The organism is Rania fehmarnensis, from assembly GCF_056494185.1.
This window is the reverse complement of sequence record NZ_CM151398.1, coordinates 7,730,746-7,746,696: the sequence shown is the minus strand read 5'-3', so window position 1 is coordinate 7,746,696 and position 15,951 is coordinate 7,730,746. Positions and strand designations below refer to the sequence as shown.

Here is a 15,951-nt window from a genome sequence, read left to right as displayed (position 1 = left end):
ACATGGCTGATGTGTTTTAAAACTACTAGTAGTAGCATATTTAGTTTTCTAAGCGTGGTCTTGCTCGCCAGTTCCTGGAACGTCGCGCAAGAAGCTGAGCGCTTCGAACAAGTTGTCCAACCGCTGTTGACGGAACATTGCTTACGTTGCCACAACGTCGACGAATTGACGTCGGGTGTTCGCGTGGATCAGTTGAGCCAGCTCTCTAGCGCTCAAGACGAACGTTATTTGAAACTCTGGCAGAGCATCCGTCATCAACTCGCCGATGGCAAGATGCCACCGCCCGAGGAACCGCAACCAGAGTCAAGCGCGCGGCAAACAACCATCCAGTGGATCGATGGCCTGGTTCATCAAGCCCGCTCCCAACCGTCGCCCAAGAACGGGTTGACGCGCAGACTGACCGTGGCTCAGTATCGCAACACGCTCGAACAGCTCTTGGGACTAGACGAAGACTTGACCGACATCTTGCCACCGGATGCCGTGTCTCGCGACGGGTTTTTGAACAACAAAGAAACATTACAGCTTTCGCCTTTGCTGCTGGAAAGTTATTTCCAGATCGCCGGCCAGGCGCTGGACCGCATCTTGGTCGATCCTCAATCGCGGCCCCAAGTGCAACTGTTCCAAGTGGACTTCGGCCGACGCATCAATGCTGATCCCTGCCCCGATGATTTGATCCTGGGCGCCAATAACCATTTGCTGCGCAACGAAGACTTCGGGGTACGACAACTAAAACCACCAAGCCCCGCCTTCGATCCTTTCGTCATGCAAACCAAGTTCCGCTTTATTGAAGGCTATGCGGGCAACGACACAGTTCGTGGCTGGCGCGAGTACGACAGCATCTATCACGCCGTGTTCGCCTGCATGCGTGGCAGCGAAGGTTATCCTAAAGGCCTGGCCTATAGTATGGGTGCGAGTGGTTTGTTACTGCGTCCAGCTATACCCAGTGTCGAAGAGTTCGAAGTAGAAAGTACCTACGGTCCCAAAGCCAACTTCAAACTTTCCTTGCGCCAGCTGCCCGATCACGGTCGCTTTCGCGTTACCGTCTCGGCCGCCCAGTATAACGATGGCCTGCTGCTGGATGCGACCGACCAGCGAGCAGAAAACATTCCCCCTTCGCTGGTCGTTACGAACCCCGAAACAGCCCAGTCATTTTCGCTAACCGAAGACGGCATCTATCGAATCGATACATTCAGACAGTCGTATGAACGTCAGAATCTATCGCCCGATAGTTCGCGTTTGGCTGAGCAGCGTTTGGGTTACTGGCCGCTGAATGCTGAAGCCAATGACAGCGACTCTCCGGCCACTGGCCGGTTTGAGGAGCAGGCTCATTTGGAAGAGTCGCCCTTTGGCCAGGCCCTGAGCCTGGATGGTCAAGGCGATGCGCTGGTGATACCACGTCAAGATTCGTTTAAGGTCGGTACCGGCGAATTCACCGTGGCCGCTTGGATTCATCCGCGGCAGTTGCAACAAGCGGGCATCGTGAGCTTGGGTCAATACAACTGGACGCACGGTTGGTATTTCGACATGCCGGACAATCAAGGTCGCATTCGACTGGAAACGGCGAATTCACAAAGTGCATCCAACGGTTCGGTGTCATCGCCTCCGGGTGTAATCGTGGCGGGGCAATGGCAACACGTGGCTGCCGTGGTCCGCCGCGGCCAAAATGCGACGCGACTGTTTGTAAATGGCCATCCAGTAGCCAAGGGCACGATCGGCGCGGCTGACCTGGATAATCTGGCCATCGATCTGCATCTAGGTCGCATACCTGCAGCCAATGCGTTTAATGGTTTGATCGACGAAGTAGCCATCTACGCTCGAGCGCTCGAGGATTTGGAAATCGAAGCCCTCGTCCAACCGGGTCGTCAATTCGCCACGCCGCCCAAGATGCCACCGCAAGATATTCATTTGACCCTCGATCAGCGCGAGTTTTCGAGCAAGCTCGAGCACCCCGCCTTGGTGGCTGTGCGCCTGGCCGCTGGCGAGCATCGCCTGCATGCGCAATACGCTGGGGCCGAGAGAATTGAACGCATTGAACTAACACGCCTTGATCCAGGTGCCTTAGCCGACCGCATGGCTGCCTTTGAGCGCCGCGTGCCCAAACTGGGAGTGCATCTAGGCTTGCGCCGCGATTGCGGAAGTACCTTTTCGCGCGTAGGACAAATTCAAGAAGTAGGCAACGCTGAGCCACAAGAGTTTACGTTCGAAGGGGCCATTAACGATTTTCCAAGCCCCGATGTAGAAAAGGACAACGTCAACTACCTGGCCGGCTTGCGCGAGATTGGTGTGCGCAGCGAATACACCGACGCCCGCGATATGCCGCGACTGCAAATCCACAGTATCAAATTCGAAGGGCCCCTCTATGATGCCTGGCCGCCTGCCGAGCATGTTCGCATCATGCCGGCCAGAAAGGTTGGCGAGGACGATCCGGCGTATGCGCAGCGCACGGTCACCGATTTCGCCACCCGCGCTTGGCGGCGACCACTGCAGGGGCACGAAGTAGAGATGCTGCTGAGTGTCTTGGCCCGCGCGCAAGTCGAAGGCCTGTCGTTGCAGCAGAGTATCAAAGACGCGTTGCAAGTCGTTTTGACATCACCACAATTCTTGTTCTTGATCGAGAGCAGCAGTTCGCCCGAGCCAGAACCGCTGGATGAATTTGAACTAGCTTCAAAGCTGGCTTACTTTCTATGGAATGGCCCGCCTGATGAACAGTTGCTGGAGGCGGCTCGACGTGGGCAGTTGCATCAAAGTATCGACGAACACCTGGAACGAATGTTAGCCGATGCGCGGTTCCAACGTTTCACATCGCCATTCGTCTCGCAGTGGCTGGCACTGGACAAATTCCAGGTGCTCGAAGCTGATCGAAAACGCTTCCCGAAACTCACGCCGCATGTGCGCGGGCAATTAAGCGAAGAACCGGTGCGCTATGTTGAGTATCTATTGCAGCAGAACTTGCCCGTCAAGCGATTGATCGACTCGGACTTCATCGTCGTCAACGAAGTGGTCGCCGACTATTACGGACTGGGCCAGCAGGTTGAGAGCGGTTTTCAATATGTGCCTATCCAGGCCCATCGTCGTGACCTGGGAGGCGTGATTACCCAAGCTGCTGTTCTGGCGGGACTGAGTGATGGTCGGCAGGCCAATCCCATCAAGCGCGGCGCCTGGCTGGCGCGCCGCATCATCGCTCAGCCTCCCGATGACCCACCGCCCAATGTTCCCAACCTCAAGCAAGAAACCGAACACTTGCCGCTGCGCGAGCGACTGGAAATGCATCGCAATCAAACCGGTTGCGCGCAGTGCCATGCCCAGATCGATCCGTACGGTATTCCACTAGAAGAATACGATGCGGCTGGTCGACGCAAGTCGGAGGCTGTCGACGCGCGCAGTCAATTGCCCGACTCCGCACACATTAGCGGGACGAACGATCTGAAACGTTATCTCGCCCAGGATCGCCTAGACCAGGTAGCCTTCAGCTTCCTCAAGCACCTGACAATTTATGCGTGTGGTCGAGATCTCACCTACTATGAGCTTGAGTTCATCCGACAAAACAGTCAACAATTAAAGTCACACGATTACCCAATGCAAGACATGCTGCGCTGGGTCGTGCACAGTCCCATGTTTTTAGAAAAGTAGCGCTGCGATGCCAGGATCAATACACTTAGATCGCCGAGCCTTTTTGCAGGGCCTGGGTGGCGTGGCGATGGCCTTGCCAGTTCTCCAGTGCATGGGTTCAGAAGTAGCCGACGATATTCCGCGCCGGTTCTGTGCGATGTACACTGCCAACGGCATGTCGTTGCCCAGAACTGAAAATGGTATCGATCAGTGGAGTTGGTTTCCCACTGCCGAGCAAGATGGCCAGTTCGTCTTCGGCAAATCCACCGAACCACTTGCACCATTTCGCAAGCATCTGAGTTTCATGGGTGGTCTCTATCATCCCAGTGGCCCCAAAGCGGACCCGCATGTTTGTTCTGACATGTGGCTTACCGGAGCACCGCTGCATAACTCCAAGCCGGGTACTTACAACTCGGTCGGCCTCGATCAAATCGTGGCTTTGCACACCAAGCAATTCTGCCGTCAACCCAGCCTGGTCCTCTCGATTGATTCCGGCACGGGCTTTCTATCGCGCACCGGTACGATCTCTTATAACTTGGAAGGTCGACCGATTCCGGCCGAGAGCAGTCCGCGCCGCGTCTTTGATCGACTATTCAAAGCCGACCGTAGTTCGCTCGAGGCGCAGCGCGTTGAACTTCGTCGCAAGATCAAGTTGGTTGACGCAGTGGTTGAAAGCGCCAAGAGCCTGTCGCAACAACTGGGTCAAACCGATCGTCAGCGACTGGATCAGTACATGACTTCGCTCAATGAAGTCGAAGCTCGTTTGATCGCTTCGGAACGCTGGATTGATATCCCGATCAAACCGCAGGACTATGCCAACTTGGATTTGACCGCTTCTCCGGAAGGCGAACCGGCCGTTTATTATTCCACGATGTTCGACTTGATCGCGCTGGCGTTCGATGCCGACATTACCCGTTCGGTGAGCTTTATGCTCAACCGTGAAGACGGAATGGGCATCAGCGATACATTTCCATTGAAGCTGGGCTTGTCGCGCACGCACCATAACCTGTCGCACGCCGGTGATAAGGACGGTCAGCTTGAGTTCGCCAAGTATGACTTGTTCTTGAGCGAGCAGCTGGCTCATTTCCTGACTCAGCTCGATACCTATCAGGATCGCAGCGGTTCAGTGTTGGACAATACGATCGTGCTCTACGGTAGCGGCGCCAGTACTACGCATAATCCCCGCAACTTGCCAACTTTGGTTGCCGGTGGCAACAACATGGGCCTCAAGCATGGCCGTTACTGGCGCAATGGTGAAACTCGCATGTCCAATATGTATTTGAGCATTTTGCGCAGTATGCAAATCGAGGTCGAGAATTTTGCCGATAGCACCGGCGAGTTGAGCGGCTCGATCTTCGCATAGCCACCGTCGCCGTAGCCACCGTCGCCAGACGGTGGATTCGTGGCGTCAAAATCCACCGCCTGGCAGCGGTGGCTACCTTCGACTACTCAGCATCTTTGATCACAAACTTGGCTTCCAGCTTGGCAACTTCGCTGGCCAAGCCGGCTAATTCCACGCTGCGTAAGACTTCGGCAAAGTCTTTATAGGCATCAGGGGCTTCATCGATGGGGTAGTGCCTGCGATTGCTAACCACGTCGGCATCGGACAAGGACCGTTCGACTTCAGATGCGCGGAGCTGCGCGCGTGCCGCGGTGCGGCTCATGCGCCGCCCTGCCCCGTGATTGACGCTGAACGCGGTCAGTTCGGCGCCCTTTTCGGCGACCATAATTGACGAACCATCGCGTGGGTTACCGGGCAATAGAATCGGATGGCCAGTATCGAAGAACTCAGTGCCTGCCAGTTCTGGATGACCGGCCGGCATGGCTCGCGTAGCTCCTTTGCGATGAACCCATTGCAATTGGCCATCAACTAATTCGTGACGCGCGATGTTGTGGCTGATGTAATAAACCAACTCGCCTTGGCAACCGGGCAGTACTTTGCGAAAGGCGGATAAGACAATCGCGTTGATTAACAAGTGATTGACGGTTGCAAAGTTGGCACCTAGCGCCATATCGCACAGATACAGTTCCGCTTCCGGTGAACCGTACTCAACGTGCACTAGCTCTTTATCGCCCGCCGGGAAGTAACGCCGCTGTTTGCGAAAGCTCTGCTGCAAGGTACGAAATTGGTTAGTGGCCAGTGCATGGCCCAAACCGCGCGAACCGCAGTGCGATAGAAAGGCGACGCAACCATCGCGCAGGCCGAATTTGTCAGCCAGCACACGGGCGCGATCATTGTCGCGCACGTGGACAACTTCGCATTCGCCGAAGTGATTGCCACCACCGTAGGAGCCCAGTTGCCGACTCTTGGCCAGCAGATCTTTGACTACGCCGCTGCGCACGAGTTTATCTAGTCGTATGGCCAGTCGATCGGGACGGCGATCCGGTGACGCGTGACTGGCGTCTTCACAGCGCTGGATCCAATGCGTCGGAATGTCCAGTTCTTGCAAGAGACTCTTGCTGGCTCCTTCGGCGGCTGCTTGAAAGCCTGTTTCGTCGTTGACTCGACGGTTGCGTGGCGCTTTGCGACCACCCAGTCGTGCTTCGATTTCACGAATCAGGTGGCGACGAACATCAACGTCAGCAATCGCTTCAGCCGGTACATCGGTTTGCAGCAAGCTCATCGAACATTTGATGTCGACACCCACTGGCCCTGGGTAGATGTGCGTAGGCGAGACCAATACGCTGCCCACAGGCACGCCATGACCATAGTGGGCATCGGGATTGAGGATGAGTTGCGCTACACCTGGAGCTCCGCGGGCGGCCATGGCTTGGGCGATACAACTGTGGCCCATCGATTGTCGAATCGCTTCGGTGCCGATGACCTGAATGGGTGACAGGTCACCGTTCATAGGTACGACACCCGTCGCCTCACCGGTATGCACTATGCCAAATTCGTCGGGTTGTCCGAACTGGAGTGTTTGAGAAGCGGATGGAGGCTGGGTATCGGCAGGGTTCATATTGGTAAAACGCGAAACGATAAGGTAGGCGTTTTGCGCCGATGGATCGATTCGGCCACCGCCGTACGTAGCATACCGGCATGCCGCTCGAGGGTTGCCTGAAGCGAGCGCAAGCCTTCTTCATCCATTGTGGTAGCAGGTTGCACCATCACCAGCAGATGGGAAGTATTGGGTGCCGGCAAGACATCCATGATGTAAGCGTCCATCGTCGTATCGCTCAAGGCTTCGGAGAGCCCGAAGTCGAGCGCTCGACGCACTTGAGCGCACAGTTGCGCGGCCTTTCTGTCATTAGAACCAGGATTGCGTGATCTCATGATCAGCTAGACCTCATCGAAGAGTGCCAGGTTCGCCAGTTTCCGTACACGATATTAAATTCTATTGTAACTCTCGGTAAACCGTGGTGGCCAGTCACACGAAATAAGCTCTCCTACTCCCCGTACTCCTACTCCTACTCCTACTCCTACTCCTACTCGAAATGCCTGCGAGTACGAGTAGGAGTACGAGTACGAGGGGGGGGTCAGCGAAACTTCGGCAGGTGCTTACCAATAACCAGCGTGTTGATAGACGACACCAGAGATGGAATCGACATAATATCGCGCGCCTCCCCCGTCGTATTGCGTAATGCTGTGGTAGACAACCGGGTTATTCAGCGGTGGCCAAATCGGGCCCTGGAACCAGAGTTCGATCTCTTCGGCCGACACCGGCTCTCCGTCACCCAATTCGGAGCGCTGACTGGCCGACTGCGGGCCGTCCATCTCCCACTGCTGATCTAACCATTGCTTGAGCTGATCTACCTCGATGCGATACTTGGCACGGTGACCTTGTGGATACTTCTCCAACAAAATCTGACTAGCCATCGGCGGCAGGTAACGTTCGACACGGAAATCCTGCACCTCCGCGTACGTCGCATATTGGAAGGTGCCGAACCTGCGGGCATCTACTACCTCCATCACCATGCTGCAAGAAGGTATGAAGCCGACGATGGCTAGCATCACGGCGATAGCGTGCACCATCAGTGGCTTCCATTTCAATAGAATAGCTACCAGGGTGGCGCCTAGTACCAAGAACAGCATTACCCCGAACGTAATCTGTGCCGGAAGTATGAAAGGCCAAAACATAAATTGACTTTGCAAGTGGACAGTTAGTCTGCAATCCAACTCGTCGTCTGATTCAGGTCGAGGCGAAATAACACTACGGCTATCGCAAAAACAATGAAGTAGAACACTGCGTATTTGCTGACTGGAAAGCGAGAAAAGCGGGCCATCAATAACATAATTGGCAAGATCGCAAACGCCATCGTTTGCAGGATATGGTGCACGGCCAGAGGTATACCAAAGAAAATATCTTTGGGATCATCCACTCCGGGTTGCAACCAGCGCGCTTGCGAAACACTTGCCAAACTCCAGAACGCCAGCACGTAGGCGTAGCTTGCCAGCGGCATCAAGCACAGCAGTGCTCGGCGAAGCCGTTCGCGACTCGGTCGCGCGGGCGTAGCGGGGGACGAGCGCGCGTGCTGACCGATGGGCGGCTGGTACGGATTGAGTTGATCAGGCATAGGTTCACCAGCCATTGATTGTACTGTTGCTGGCGAGCGGCCTCTACTGATCTAGAGAATAATGGGGTCAGGTCTCGATTGGTCACCTTTATTGAGACCTGACCCCAATTTTCAGCCTGGAAGCACTTCCGGTGTCCCTGCGGCCCCACCGAGCTTGCTCGGTGGACCGGTGACTTCTTCGGCTAGAGTGCTAGCCAGAAAGTCGTGCTCCCACCGACACAAGGTCGGTGGAGAGCTCGGCGCACATTAGTTTACGCATCAAGTAGTTGACATCGGGAACAATATAATTATCGCCCTTCTGTTCTTTGAGATCAGGCCAACTGGAACTTGCGTTCTACTGGGCGTACTGCAAGGCGGCGGTGGAGATGCGGGATAGTGGCAGGATGCTTTCGGCAGCGCTCATGGCGATCGCTTCACGCGGCATGCCGAACACGACGCAGCTCGCTTCGTCTTGCGCTATCGTATGGGCACCGGAGTTTTTCATGGCCAGCAAACCTTCGGCCCCGTCATTACCCATGCCGGTCAAGATAACTCCGACAGCATTGCGACCTAAGTGTTGCGCGCAGGAATTGAAGAGCACATTGACGCTAGGACGATGGCGGTTGACCGGTGGTGCTTGAAAGACACGTACCGAATAGGTGGCGCCACTGCGGATGGCTTGCATGTGATAGTTACCGGCAGCCAGTAGCGCATGGCCTGGCAGGATGCGGTCTCCGTCTTCGGCTTCCTTTACGCGGATTTGACAGTTGCGATCGAGCCGTTCGGCATAAGACTTGGTAAAGCCTTCGGGCATATGAATGACTGCCACAACGCCGGGTGAATCGGGTGGGAGAGCAGTCAGCACGTCCATCAAGGCTTCGGTGCCGCCGGTCGAGCCACCGATGGCGATGACTTTGTGCGTACTGGTGATCAAAGCACTAGGCGTTGGTTTGACAGCTCCCGTAGGCTTGGGAGCGGGACGGGGGATGCGGTTATGAATCTTGGCGGCCGCCGCTTGTTTGACCTTCGTGATGATCTCTTCAACCAGGTGATCCATACCTTCGACAAGATCCAGCTTAGGCTTGGCAACAAAGTCGACGGCGCCCAGTTCCAGCGCGCGCATGGTCGTCTCGCAACCTTTTTGAGTAAGCGATGACAACATGACCACGGGCATGGGGCGCCCGGCCATTAGTTTTTCCAAGAACGACAGGCCATCCATGCGCGGCATTTCTACATCCAACGTAAGTACGTCTGGATTAAGGGCCAAGATTTTTTCGCGGGCCACGTAGGGGTCGGAAGCGGTACCGACTATTTCGATTTCTGGATCCTGTTTGAGAATCTCGGCAATCATTTGGCGCATGAGAGCGGAGTCATCCACGATCAGAACTTTGACTTTTTGCATGATTGCTTCTACTAAAACAATGTGACTGAGTTGGTAGCATTCGTAAGTGGCAGTGGAACTTGTGTTTCAGCAGCCACAACTTGGGCGGCTGAGCGTTCGTCCAAAACTCGAACCACCACTTTGTTGCTTCGGGTGTGAAAGCGGACGTGCATCGCCCGGTTGCCGCCGGTATGGCTGGCAACCAAGGGAATCGTTTCAGCGTCCAAAAATTTCTTGGCAAAGTCGACGTTGGCAGCCCCGACATTCCACCGCGCGTCCGAGGTACGAATCACTGCGCCGCCACCAAACAATTTGGCTTTCAAACGCCGACGATCGGCTCCGAGTTTCATCAACGAATTGATGAGCATTTCCATGGCATGGACACCATAGCTGGCGCAAATTGTGGCATCGGCGCCTCCCAGCGGTAACATAAAATGATTCATGCCGCCCACGTTGATTCGCTCGTCGTACAAACAAGCAGACACACATGATCCCAACAGCGTGCTGATCCACTTGGGTTCATAGCTGGCATGGATTTCGCCGACGATGATGGGATGCACGGGCTCTTTCGTGCGAGCCAATTGATAGGGCGTTGGTTGGGTGGTGTCAGGCAGCCGTAGAGAAGAGTTGCTAGTCGCAGACTTGGACGCGATAGCCGCCTTGGAGCCACCGCTTGCAAGACTACCCTTGCCACTCTTCAGACGATAGATGGTGTTGCCCACCAGGTCAAAGTTATCGTTCACGCCTGAAAGTGTTTCGGAATGGCCGATGATCAGGTGACCCTCGGGCTGCAAGTGATTGACAAAACGCTCAATCAACTTGCGCTGTGTCTCGAGATCGAAGTAAATCAGCACATTCCGGCAGAAGATCACATCGAACTTGGTCTTGATGGGCCATTGACTGTCTTGAAAATTAATGCGCCGAAAACGTATCAGGTCGCGTAGTGAATTCTTGACGCGCCAGGTAACGTCGGCGCTACCACTGGTCTTCTGTTTGTCAAAGTGACGATGCAAAAGAAATTTGGGAACCTCGGCGATCCGCTCGGAAGTGTAAACTCCTTGGTTACAGCTCTCGAGTACTTGAGTATCGATATCTGAAGCCAAGATACCCATATCGCAGCTGGTGCCTAGACTCTCGCGCAGTGTCATGGCGATCGAATAAGGCTCTTCACCAGTCGAGCAGGCGGCGCTCCAAATCCGTAGATTACGAGTGCCGGCTGCCAGCGATTCCTTCATCTTGGGCAGAATCTCACGCTTGAGAAATTCAAAGTGATGGTTCTCGCGAAAGAAGTCCGTCTTGTTGGTCGTCAAGCAGTTGATGAACTCGACTAGTTCTGGGCCAGTCGCATTCTTTTCCAAGTAGCTCAAGTACTTATCGTACGTATCCAGCTTCAGTGCCCGCAAGCGTTTGGCCAGCCGACCTTGAACCATCGACAATTTGTTTTCGGGCAAATCGATGCCTGCCTGATCGTAAATCATCTTCTGGATGAGCTTGAACTGTTTGCTGGTCAAGCTCAGGTTAACGTCGATCACAGATACGGTCCTTCAACTCTCTCGCGGAAGAACTGGTGTCGATGGTCTTAGCCTGTGAACTTGCGAAGGTTCAGAGCTGCGATCGATCAACACCAGTTTCTCAAAGCTAAATCAAATTAACTGTACTACCTTAAAACTCCAGCACACCACTGGCGTCCAGATGGGAGTGGTCCATTACAATAGGTGCGTGTCTGAGATTTGCTTCACTTGGTCGCACTGAGTCACGTTGGCGAGTCTCAGTGTGCCCTTCATTGCGTCGAGACAAGCGTTTGGAGTTTTGTCCGTCCAGTTGGAATCGACTGACCAGGTCTCCCAACTGTTGTGAGTGCGACAGAAGCATGCCAGCTGTGCCCGACATTTCTTCGGTCTGCGTCGCGTTGCCTTGCGTGACGCGGTCCATTTGAGCCACGGCTTTGTTGACTTGCTCAATACCGGTCAACTGTTCTTTGGAAGCGGCTGCAATTTCTGCCACGATGTCGGTCACGCGTTTCACCGAAGTGACGATCTCGCCGAGCGTTTGACCTGAACGATTAACCAGTTCGGTGCCATTCTGAACTTTGTTTACCGAGTCTTGAATCAAAGACTTGATCTCTTTGGCCGCGCTGGCAGAGCGTTGTGCCAAGTTGCGAACCTCGGCTGCCACAACGGCAAAGCCTCGTCCTTGTTCGCCGGCGCGGGCGGCTTCCACGGCTGCATTCAGAGCCAGCAAGTTAGTTTGGAAAGCAATTTCGTCGATGGTGGTAATGATGTCGGCAATCTTCTTGGAAGAGTTGTTAATTTCTTCCATGGCTTGCACTGCTTCACTAACGACATTGCCTCCGCGTTCAGCGATATCCCGCGAGCCATTGGCCAGTTGCCTGGCTTGCTGAGCATTGTCGGTGTTCTGTTTGACCGTCGAGGTAATTTCTTCGAGGCTGGAAGCGGTCTCTTCAAGACTGGAGGCTTGCGTTTGAGCGCCAGAGGAGATCTCTCGCGATGCTTCGGTCAGTTGCGAGGCGGCGGTCGACACTGTTCCGGCCACGTCTCGGACCTCCGACAGCGCAGAGCGCATGGCGTCAACTGCTGTTGCCAAGGCCGCAGCCACTTGGCCAACCGGGTCGTCACCCAAGTCCGGAATTGTGACGCTGAAGTTTCCTGCAGCGACAGAGTTGACGACGTCCAGCACGACCGCAACTTTGCGTTCGACTTCTTGGGCCAGGGCACGTTCACGATCACTGCGAAGTTGTTCGGCATCTTCGGTTGCCCGCTTATCGGCGAAGAACTTGGCCAGCCCTTCACCCAGCTTACCGATTTCGTCGTTGCCACGCACGCTTAAAGTCATCGAGTAGTCGCGCTGCGAAACTTTGTCGGCTACGGTCAAAATTTCATTGACCTGGCGACGCATTTCGGTGGCAGCGATTTCATCTTGCTTCTGACGCTCGGCGATCGCGAATTCCATTTCCTTCGTGGCCGTAATATCGGTCGCGTACTTGACGACCTTGTATGGTTTGCCGTTGAGGTCAAGGATCGGATTGTATGAAGCCTGAATCCAAATCTTCTTGCCGCCTTTGCCCACTCGCTCGAATTGAGCTGTCTGGTAGATTCCATTGCGGAGGTCATCCCAGAACTTGCGATATTCGGGACTCGCACTGGTGGTCGGAGCGACAAACATACTATGGTGCTTGCCCTGAACTTCCGATAGCGAATAACCCACGCATGACAAGAAGTTGTCATTGGCCCAGCGAATGGTGCCGTTTAAATCGAACTCAATAACAGCTTGAGCCTTGTTGATAGCTTCCAGTTGTCCGCTGGAGTCGGCGGCGGCCAGTTTTGCTTTGGTCACATCAGTGGCATACTTGACGACTTTCAGCGGCTGGCCATTCATATCGAAGATGGGATTGTAGGAGGCCTGGATCCAAACCTCTTTGCCACCTTTTCCAATGCGTTTGAATTCACCGGCCTGATATTGACCAGCCCGCAGGTCGTCCCAGAACTTGCGATACTCGTGACTATTGCCATACACAGATTCGACAAACATGCTGTGATGTTTACCCTTGATTTCGTTGAGCGAGTAGCCCAAGGTAGTCAAGAAGTTATCGTTGGCACTGATAATCTTGCCGCTGAGATCGAATTCGATGACGGCTTGAGCTTTACTGATGGCCTCGAGTTGACCCGCGAAGTCCGCAGTCCGCAGTTTTTCAGCCGTGGTGTCGATAGCGAACTTGATAACCTTGCATGGTTTGTCGTGCTCATCAAAGATGGGATTGTACGAAGCCTGAATCCAGACTTCTTTGCCGCCTTTGCCGATGCGTTTGAATTCCGCGACTTGCGCGCGCCCGGCGGCCAGATCGTTCCAAAACTGACGGTACTCGGGACTAGCCGCGTAGGTCGATTCCACAAACATGCTGTGGTGCTTGCCACGAATTTCATCGAGAGTGTAGCCGAGGGTTCTCAAAAAGTTTTCGTTGGCATCCACGATGGTTCCATCGAGGTTGAATTCGATGATCGCTTGTACCTTATTGATTGCATTCAGTTGCGATTTCGCTAGCGAAAGTTGTTTGTGCGTAGCCCGTGTGCCGCGCAGGCCGATCCAGCCTGCCACGAGAGTCGCCAGCATTTCCAGACTACTAAAAGTCAGCCAGCCGACAAACGTGCTCTGACTGAGCAGGCCAGCGACGATCGCAGTTACCAGGCTAAATAGGCTGCCACCTACTAACCACATCACAATCCAGAAACGACTTGTCAAGTTTGTAGATCTGTTCATAAATTCCCCATTCTCAAGCTGTAATTGTTTTCCTCAGACGGTATAGCTAAACTGAACTTCGACCGAATTAAACGCTCATTTGCAGCGCGCCATCCGGTTCAGTATTTTCAGACATATGTGAAAGACCAAAGATATCCAAAATCAGAGCTACGCGACCGTCGCCCAGGATGGTCGCGCCGCCTACCCCCGGAACCTTTCTAAAGTTGGATTCCAGGTTCTTGATGACAACCTGCTGTTGTCCTAATAGTTCGTCGACCAGCAGCGCGATGCGTCGTCCTTGATCTTCGACAATCACGATCAATCGCTGGTCGTCTTGGGCACTCCGAGGCATGCCGAGGACCTTGTCCAGTCGCAATAGCGGAACAACTTCACCACGCAGCGAGATAATCTCTCCTATGCCCACGATCGGGCGAATGTCCTGCAGTTGAACACTGATCGATTCGATCACTGACAATAGTGGGAGGATGAAAACTTCTTCGCCCAGTCGCACTAGCAGACCGTCCAGAATCGCCAGGGTCAACGGTAGCCTTACTGTCATGGTCGAGCCTTGACCGGCAACCGAGCGAACGCTGACGCTGCCTTGCAGGGCTTCGACATTTCTACGCACGACGTCCATGCCGACGCCGCGCCCAGAAAGTTCGGTAACTTCGGTGGCCGTTGAGAAACCCGGCAAGAAGATTAAATTACAAATCTCTTGCTCGGACAGATTCGCATCGGCCGCGACCAAACCTCGTTCGATGGCCTTGTTTAGTATGCGAGTCTTATCTAGGCCCTTGCCATCGTCGGACAATTCGATGTAGATGTTGCCGCCCTGTTGGAAGGCGCGCAAACGCACGGTGCCTTCCGGATTTTTGCCGGCCGCAACCCGCGCTTCGGGCATTTCAATTCCATGGTCCGCCGCGTTACGAACCATGTGAATGAGCGGGTCACCGATTTGATCGACGACCGACTTGTCCAGTTCGGTATCATCACCTTCGGTTACAAAGTCGATTTGCTTGTTGAGTTTCTTGGCTACATCACGAATGACGCGATTCATCTTTTGGAACGTAGCCGCAATCGGCACCATTCGCAGTGAGAGGCTCATCTCCTGTAAGTCGCGTACAATCTTGCCCAAAGCAGCCATTGAATCGAGTTTCAAGCCGCTGTTGACCCCTAGCAACTCTTGTTCGACCATCGAGGCACCGATGACCAGTTCGCCAATCTGATTGATCAAATCATCCAAGCGACGGCGGTCGACACGCACCGTTTCATTTTCGTTACCACGCTGAGGCGCACTGCTTCGAGCAGGTTCATTTCCGGATGGCGTTTTGGTGGCTCCGGCAATCTTGTTCGCACTTCCACTGGGAGTGGCGATATCCGTCATCTTGGCTGCAGCTGTAAGTGTGGATATGGCCGAAGGAACTGCATCGAAGTCTTGTTTTTGGTCAGCCGCCTGAGTGATAGAAAAAGTGCTGTTGTTGTCCAAGAACATGAACACTTCTTCCAGCGAACGTTGAGGCTCGCCAGTGATCAAGTCCAAGGTCCAGCCGACGTAACATTCTTCGGCATTCATTTCTGTCAGGGCTGGTAGGGCTTGGCTATGCAGAACCACCTGGCTGCACTCGCCCATTTCGGATAATTCGCGCAGGAGCAGCAGTGCGTCTTGACCGAAGCGGGAGAACTCTCGCGAAGGTCTAAAATCAATTCGATACTTGAGTTGGCCACGAGTTACTGACTCGACTGCGAGACCCGCAACAACTTTGTCCTGCTTCGTAGTATTATCACCGTTGGCCAATTGCAATTGAGCGAAAACTGCTTCCAACTCCGCGGGCAGCGGCGCCCCATCGCGTGAGTTGGCAATCAGGCCCTCGAGCACATCAATGCTGGAGAGGAGCAATTCAACCAGTTCGCTGGAGGTAGCTAGTTTGCCCTCACGCAAACGATCAAGCAGATTCTCGAGCACATGGGTGAACTTGCCGACCTCTTCGATACCGAACGTCAAGCTGGCACCCTTGATGCTATGCGCAGCTCGAAAGATCGTATTGAGAAGCTCGTTATCGTTGGGTGCACTCTCCAGCTGCAGCAGTGCAGCTTCCATGTGCTCCAAGTGCTCTTCCGCTTCGACATAAAAGGCCGCGCGAAAGCGACTGACATCAATCTGCATGCTAATCTCCGAGGCAATAGTGGTCAGGTCTATTTTTTAGAACAACGCT

At 54.3% G+C, this 15,951-nt stretch carries 10 protein-coding genes; 2 read left to right on the top strand and 8 right to left on the bottom strand.

Features of this window, described 5'->3' with window-relative positions:
• Positions 1 to 9: 9 nt before the first annotated feature.
• Positions 10 to 3,630 (top strand): DUF1592 domain-containing protein, encoded by a 3,621-nt coding sequence (locus SH573x_RS26410; RefSeq protein WP_479351051.1) that lies wholly within the window; start codon positions 10 to 12, stop codon positions 3,628 to 3,630.
• 7 nt (positions 3,631 to 3,637) lie between these two features.
• Entirely contained in the window at positions 3,638 to 4,972 is a 1,335-nt protein-coding gene (locus SH573x_RS26405) for a DUF1552 domain-containing protein (protein WP_479351050.1), read from the top strand.
• A gap of 82 nt (positions 4,973 to 5,054) precedes the next feature.
• On the opposite strand, the gene SH573x_RS26400 is transcribed toward SH573x_RS26405, so the two are convergent.
• The 8 genes from SH573x_RS26400 to SH573x_RS26365 all read right to left on the bottom strand — a co-directional run bounded on the left by SH573x_RS26400 (position 5,055) and on the right by SH573x_RS26365 (position 15,902).
• Complete coding sequence (locus SH573x_RS26400; protein ID WP_479351049.1) at positions 5,055 to 6,569, bottom strand: RtcB family protein; 1,515 nt, start codon at positions 6,567 to 6,569, stop codon at positions 5,055 to 5,057.
• Entirely contained in the window at positions 6,566 to 6,883 is a 318-nt protein-coding gene (locus SH573x_RS26395; RefSeq protein WP_479351048.1) for a hypothetical protein, read from the bottom strand. Before SH573x_RS26395 ends, SH573x_RS26400 begins: the two co-directional genes overlap by 4 nt.
• Positions 6,884 to 7,108: 225 nt before the next feature.
• Positions 7,109 to 7,687 carry a hypothetical protein gene (locus SH573x_RS26390; protein ID WP_479351047.1) on the bottom strand — a complete coding sequence of 193 codons (579 nt, stop codon included), beginning with the start codon at positions 7,685 to 7,687 and terminating at the stop codon, positions 7,109 to 7,111.
• A 23-nt stretch (positions 7,688 to 7,710) separates the two neighbouring features.
• Positions 7,711 to 8,139, bottom strand: coding sequence for a hypothetical protein (locus tag SH573x_RS26385; protein WP_479351046.1), 429 nt, complete (start codon positions 8,137 to 8,139; stop codon positions 7,711 to 7,713).
• 319 nt (positions 8,140 to 8,458) lie between these two features.
• The gene (locus SH573x_RS26380; RefSeq protein WP_479351045.1) at positions 8,459 to 9,505 is read right to left on the bottom strand and encodes a protein-glutamate methylesterase/protein-glutamine glutaminase; all 1,047 of its coding nucleotides are present in this window, start codon (positions 9,503 to 9,505) and stop codon (positions 8,459 to 8,461) included.
• Between the two features lie 11 nt (positions 9,506 to 9,516).
• On the bottom strand, positions 9,517 to 11,016 hold the full coding sequence (locus SH573x_RS26375; protein WP_479351044.1) for a CheR family methyltransferase: 1,500 nt from the start codon (positions 11,014 to 11,016) through the stop codon (positions 9,517 to 9,519).
• A 130-nt stretch (positions 11,017 to 11,146) separates the two neighbouring features.
• A complete protein-coding gene (locus SH573x_RS26370) occupies positions 11,147 to 13,759 on the bottom strand; it encodes a methyl-accepting chemotaxis protein (RefSeq protein ID WP_479351043.1) in 2,613 nt (870 codons plus the stop codon).
• 67 nt (positions 13,760 to 13,826) lie between these two features.
• Positions 13,827 to 15,902, bottom strand: a complete 2,076-nt coding sequence (locus tag SH573x_RS26365) for a chemotaxis protein CheA (RefSeq protein WP_479351042.1) — start codon at positions 15,900 to 15,902, stop codon at positions 13,827 to 13,829.
• Positions 15,903 to 15,951 lie beyond the last annotated feature (49 nt).

Bases quoted from the DNA above. Each gene is read 5' to 3' on its own strand.
- SH573x_RS26370 (WP_479351043.1), bottom strand. From the start codon at position 13,759: ATGAACAGATCTACAAACTTGACAAGTCGTTTCTGGATTGTGATGTGG.
- SH573x_RS26405 (WP_479351050.1), top strand. From the start codon at position 3,638: ATGCCAGGATCAATACACTTAGATCGCCGAGCCTTTTTGCAGGGCCTG.
- SH573x_RS26410 (WP_479351051.1), top strand. From the start codon at position 10: ATGTGTTTTAAAACTACTAGTAGTAGCATATTTAGTTTTCTAAGCGTG.
- SH573x_RS26380 (WP_479351045.1), bottom strand. From the start codon at position 9,505: ATGCAAAAAGTCAAAGTTCTGATCGTGGATGACTCCGCTCTCATGCGC.
- SH573x_RS26400 (WP_479351049.1), bottom strand. From the start codon at position 6,569: ATGAACCCTGCCGATACCCAGCCTCCATCCGCTTCTCAAACACTCCAG.
- SH573x_RS26385 (WP_479351046.1), bottom strand. From the start codon at position 8,139: ATGGCTGGTGAACCTATGCCTGATCAACTCAATCCGTACCAGCCGCCC.
- SH573x_RS26390 (WP_479351047.1), bottom strand. From the start codon at position 7,687: ATGTTTTGGCCTTTCATACTTCCGGCACAGATTACGTTCGGGGTAATG.
- SH573x_RS26395 (WP_479351048.1), bottom strand. From the start codon at position 6,883: ATGAGATCACGCAATCCTGGTTCTAATGACAGAAAGGCCGCGCAACTG.
- SH573x_RS26365 (WP_479351042.1), bottom strand. From the start codon at position 15,902: ATGCAGATTGATGTCAGTCGCTTTCGCGCGGCCTTTTATGTCGAAGCG.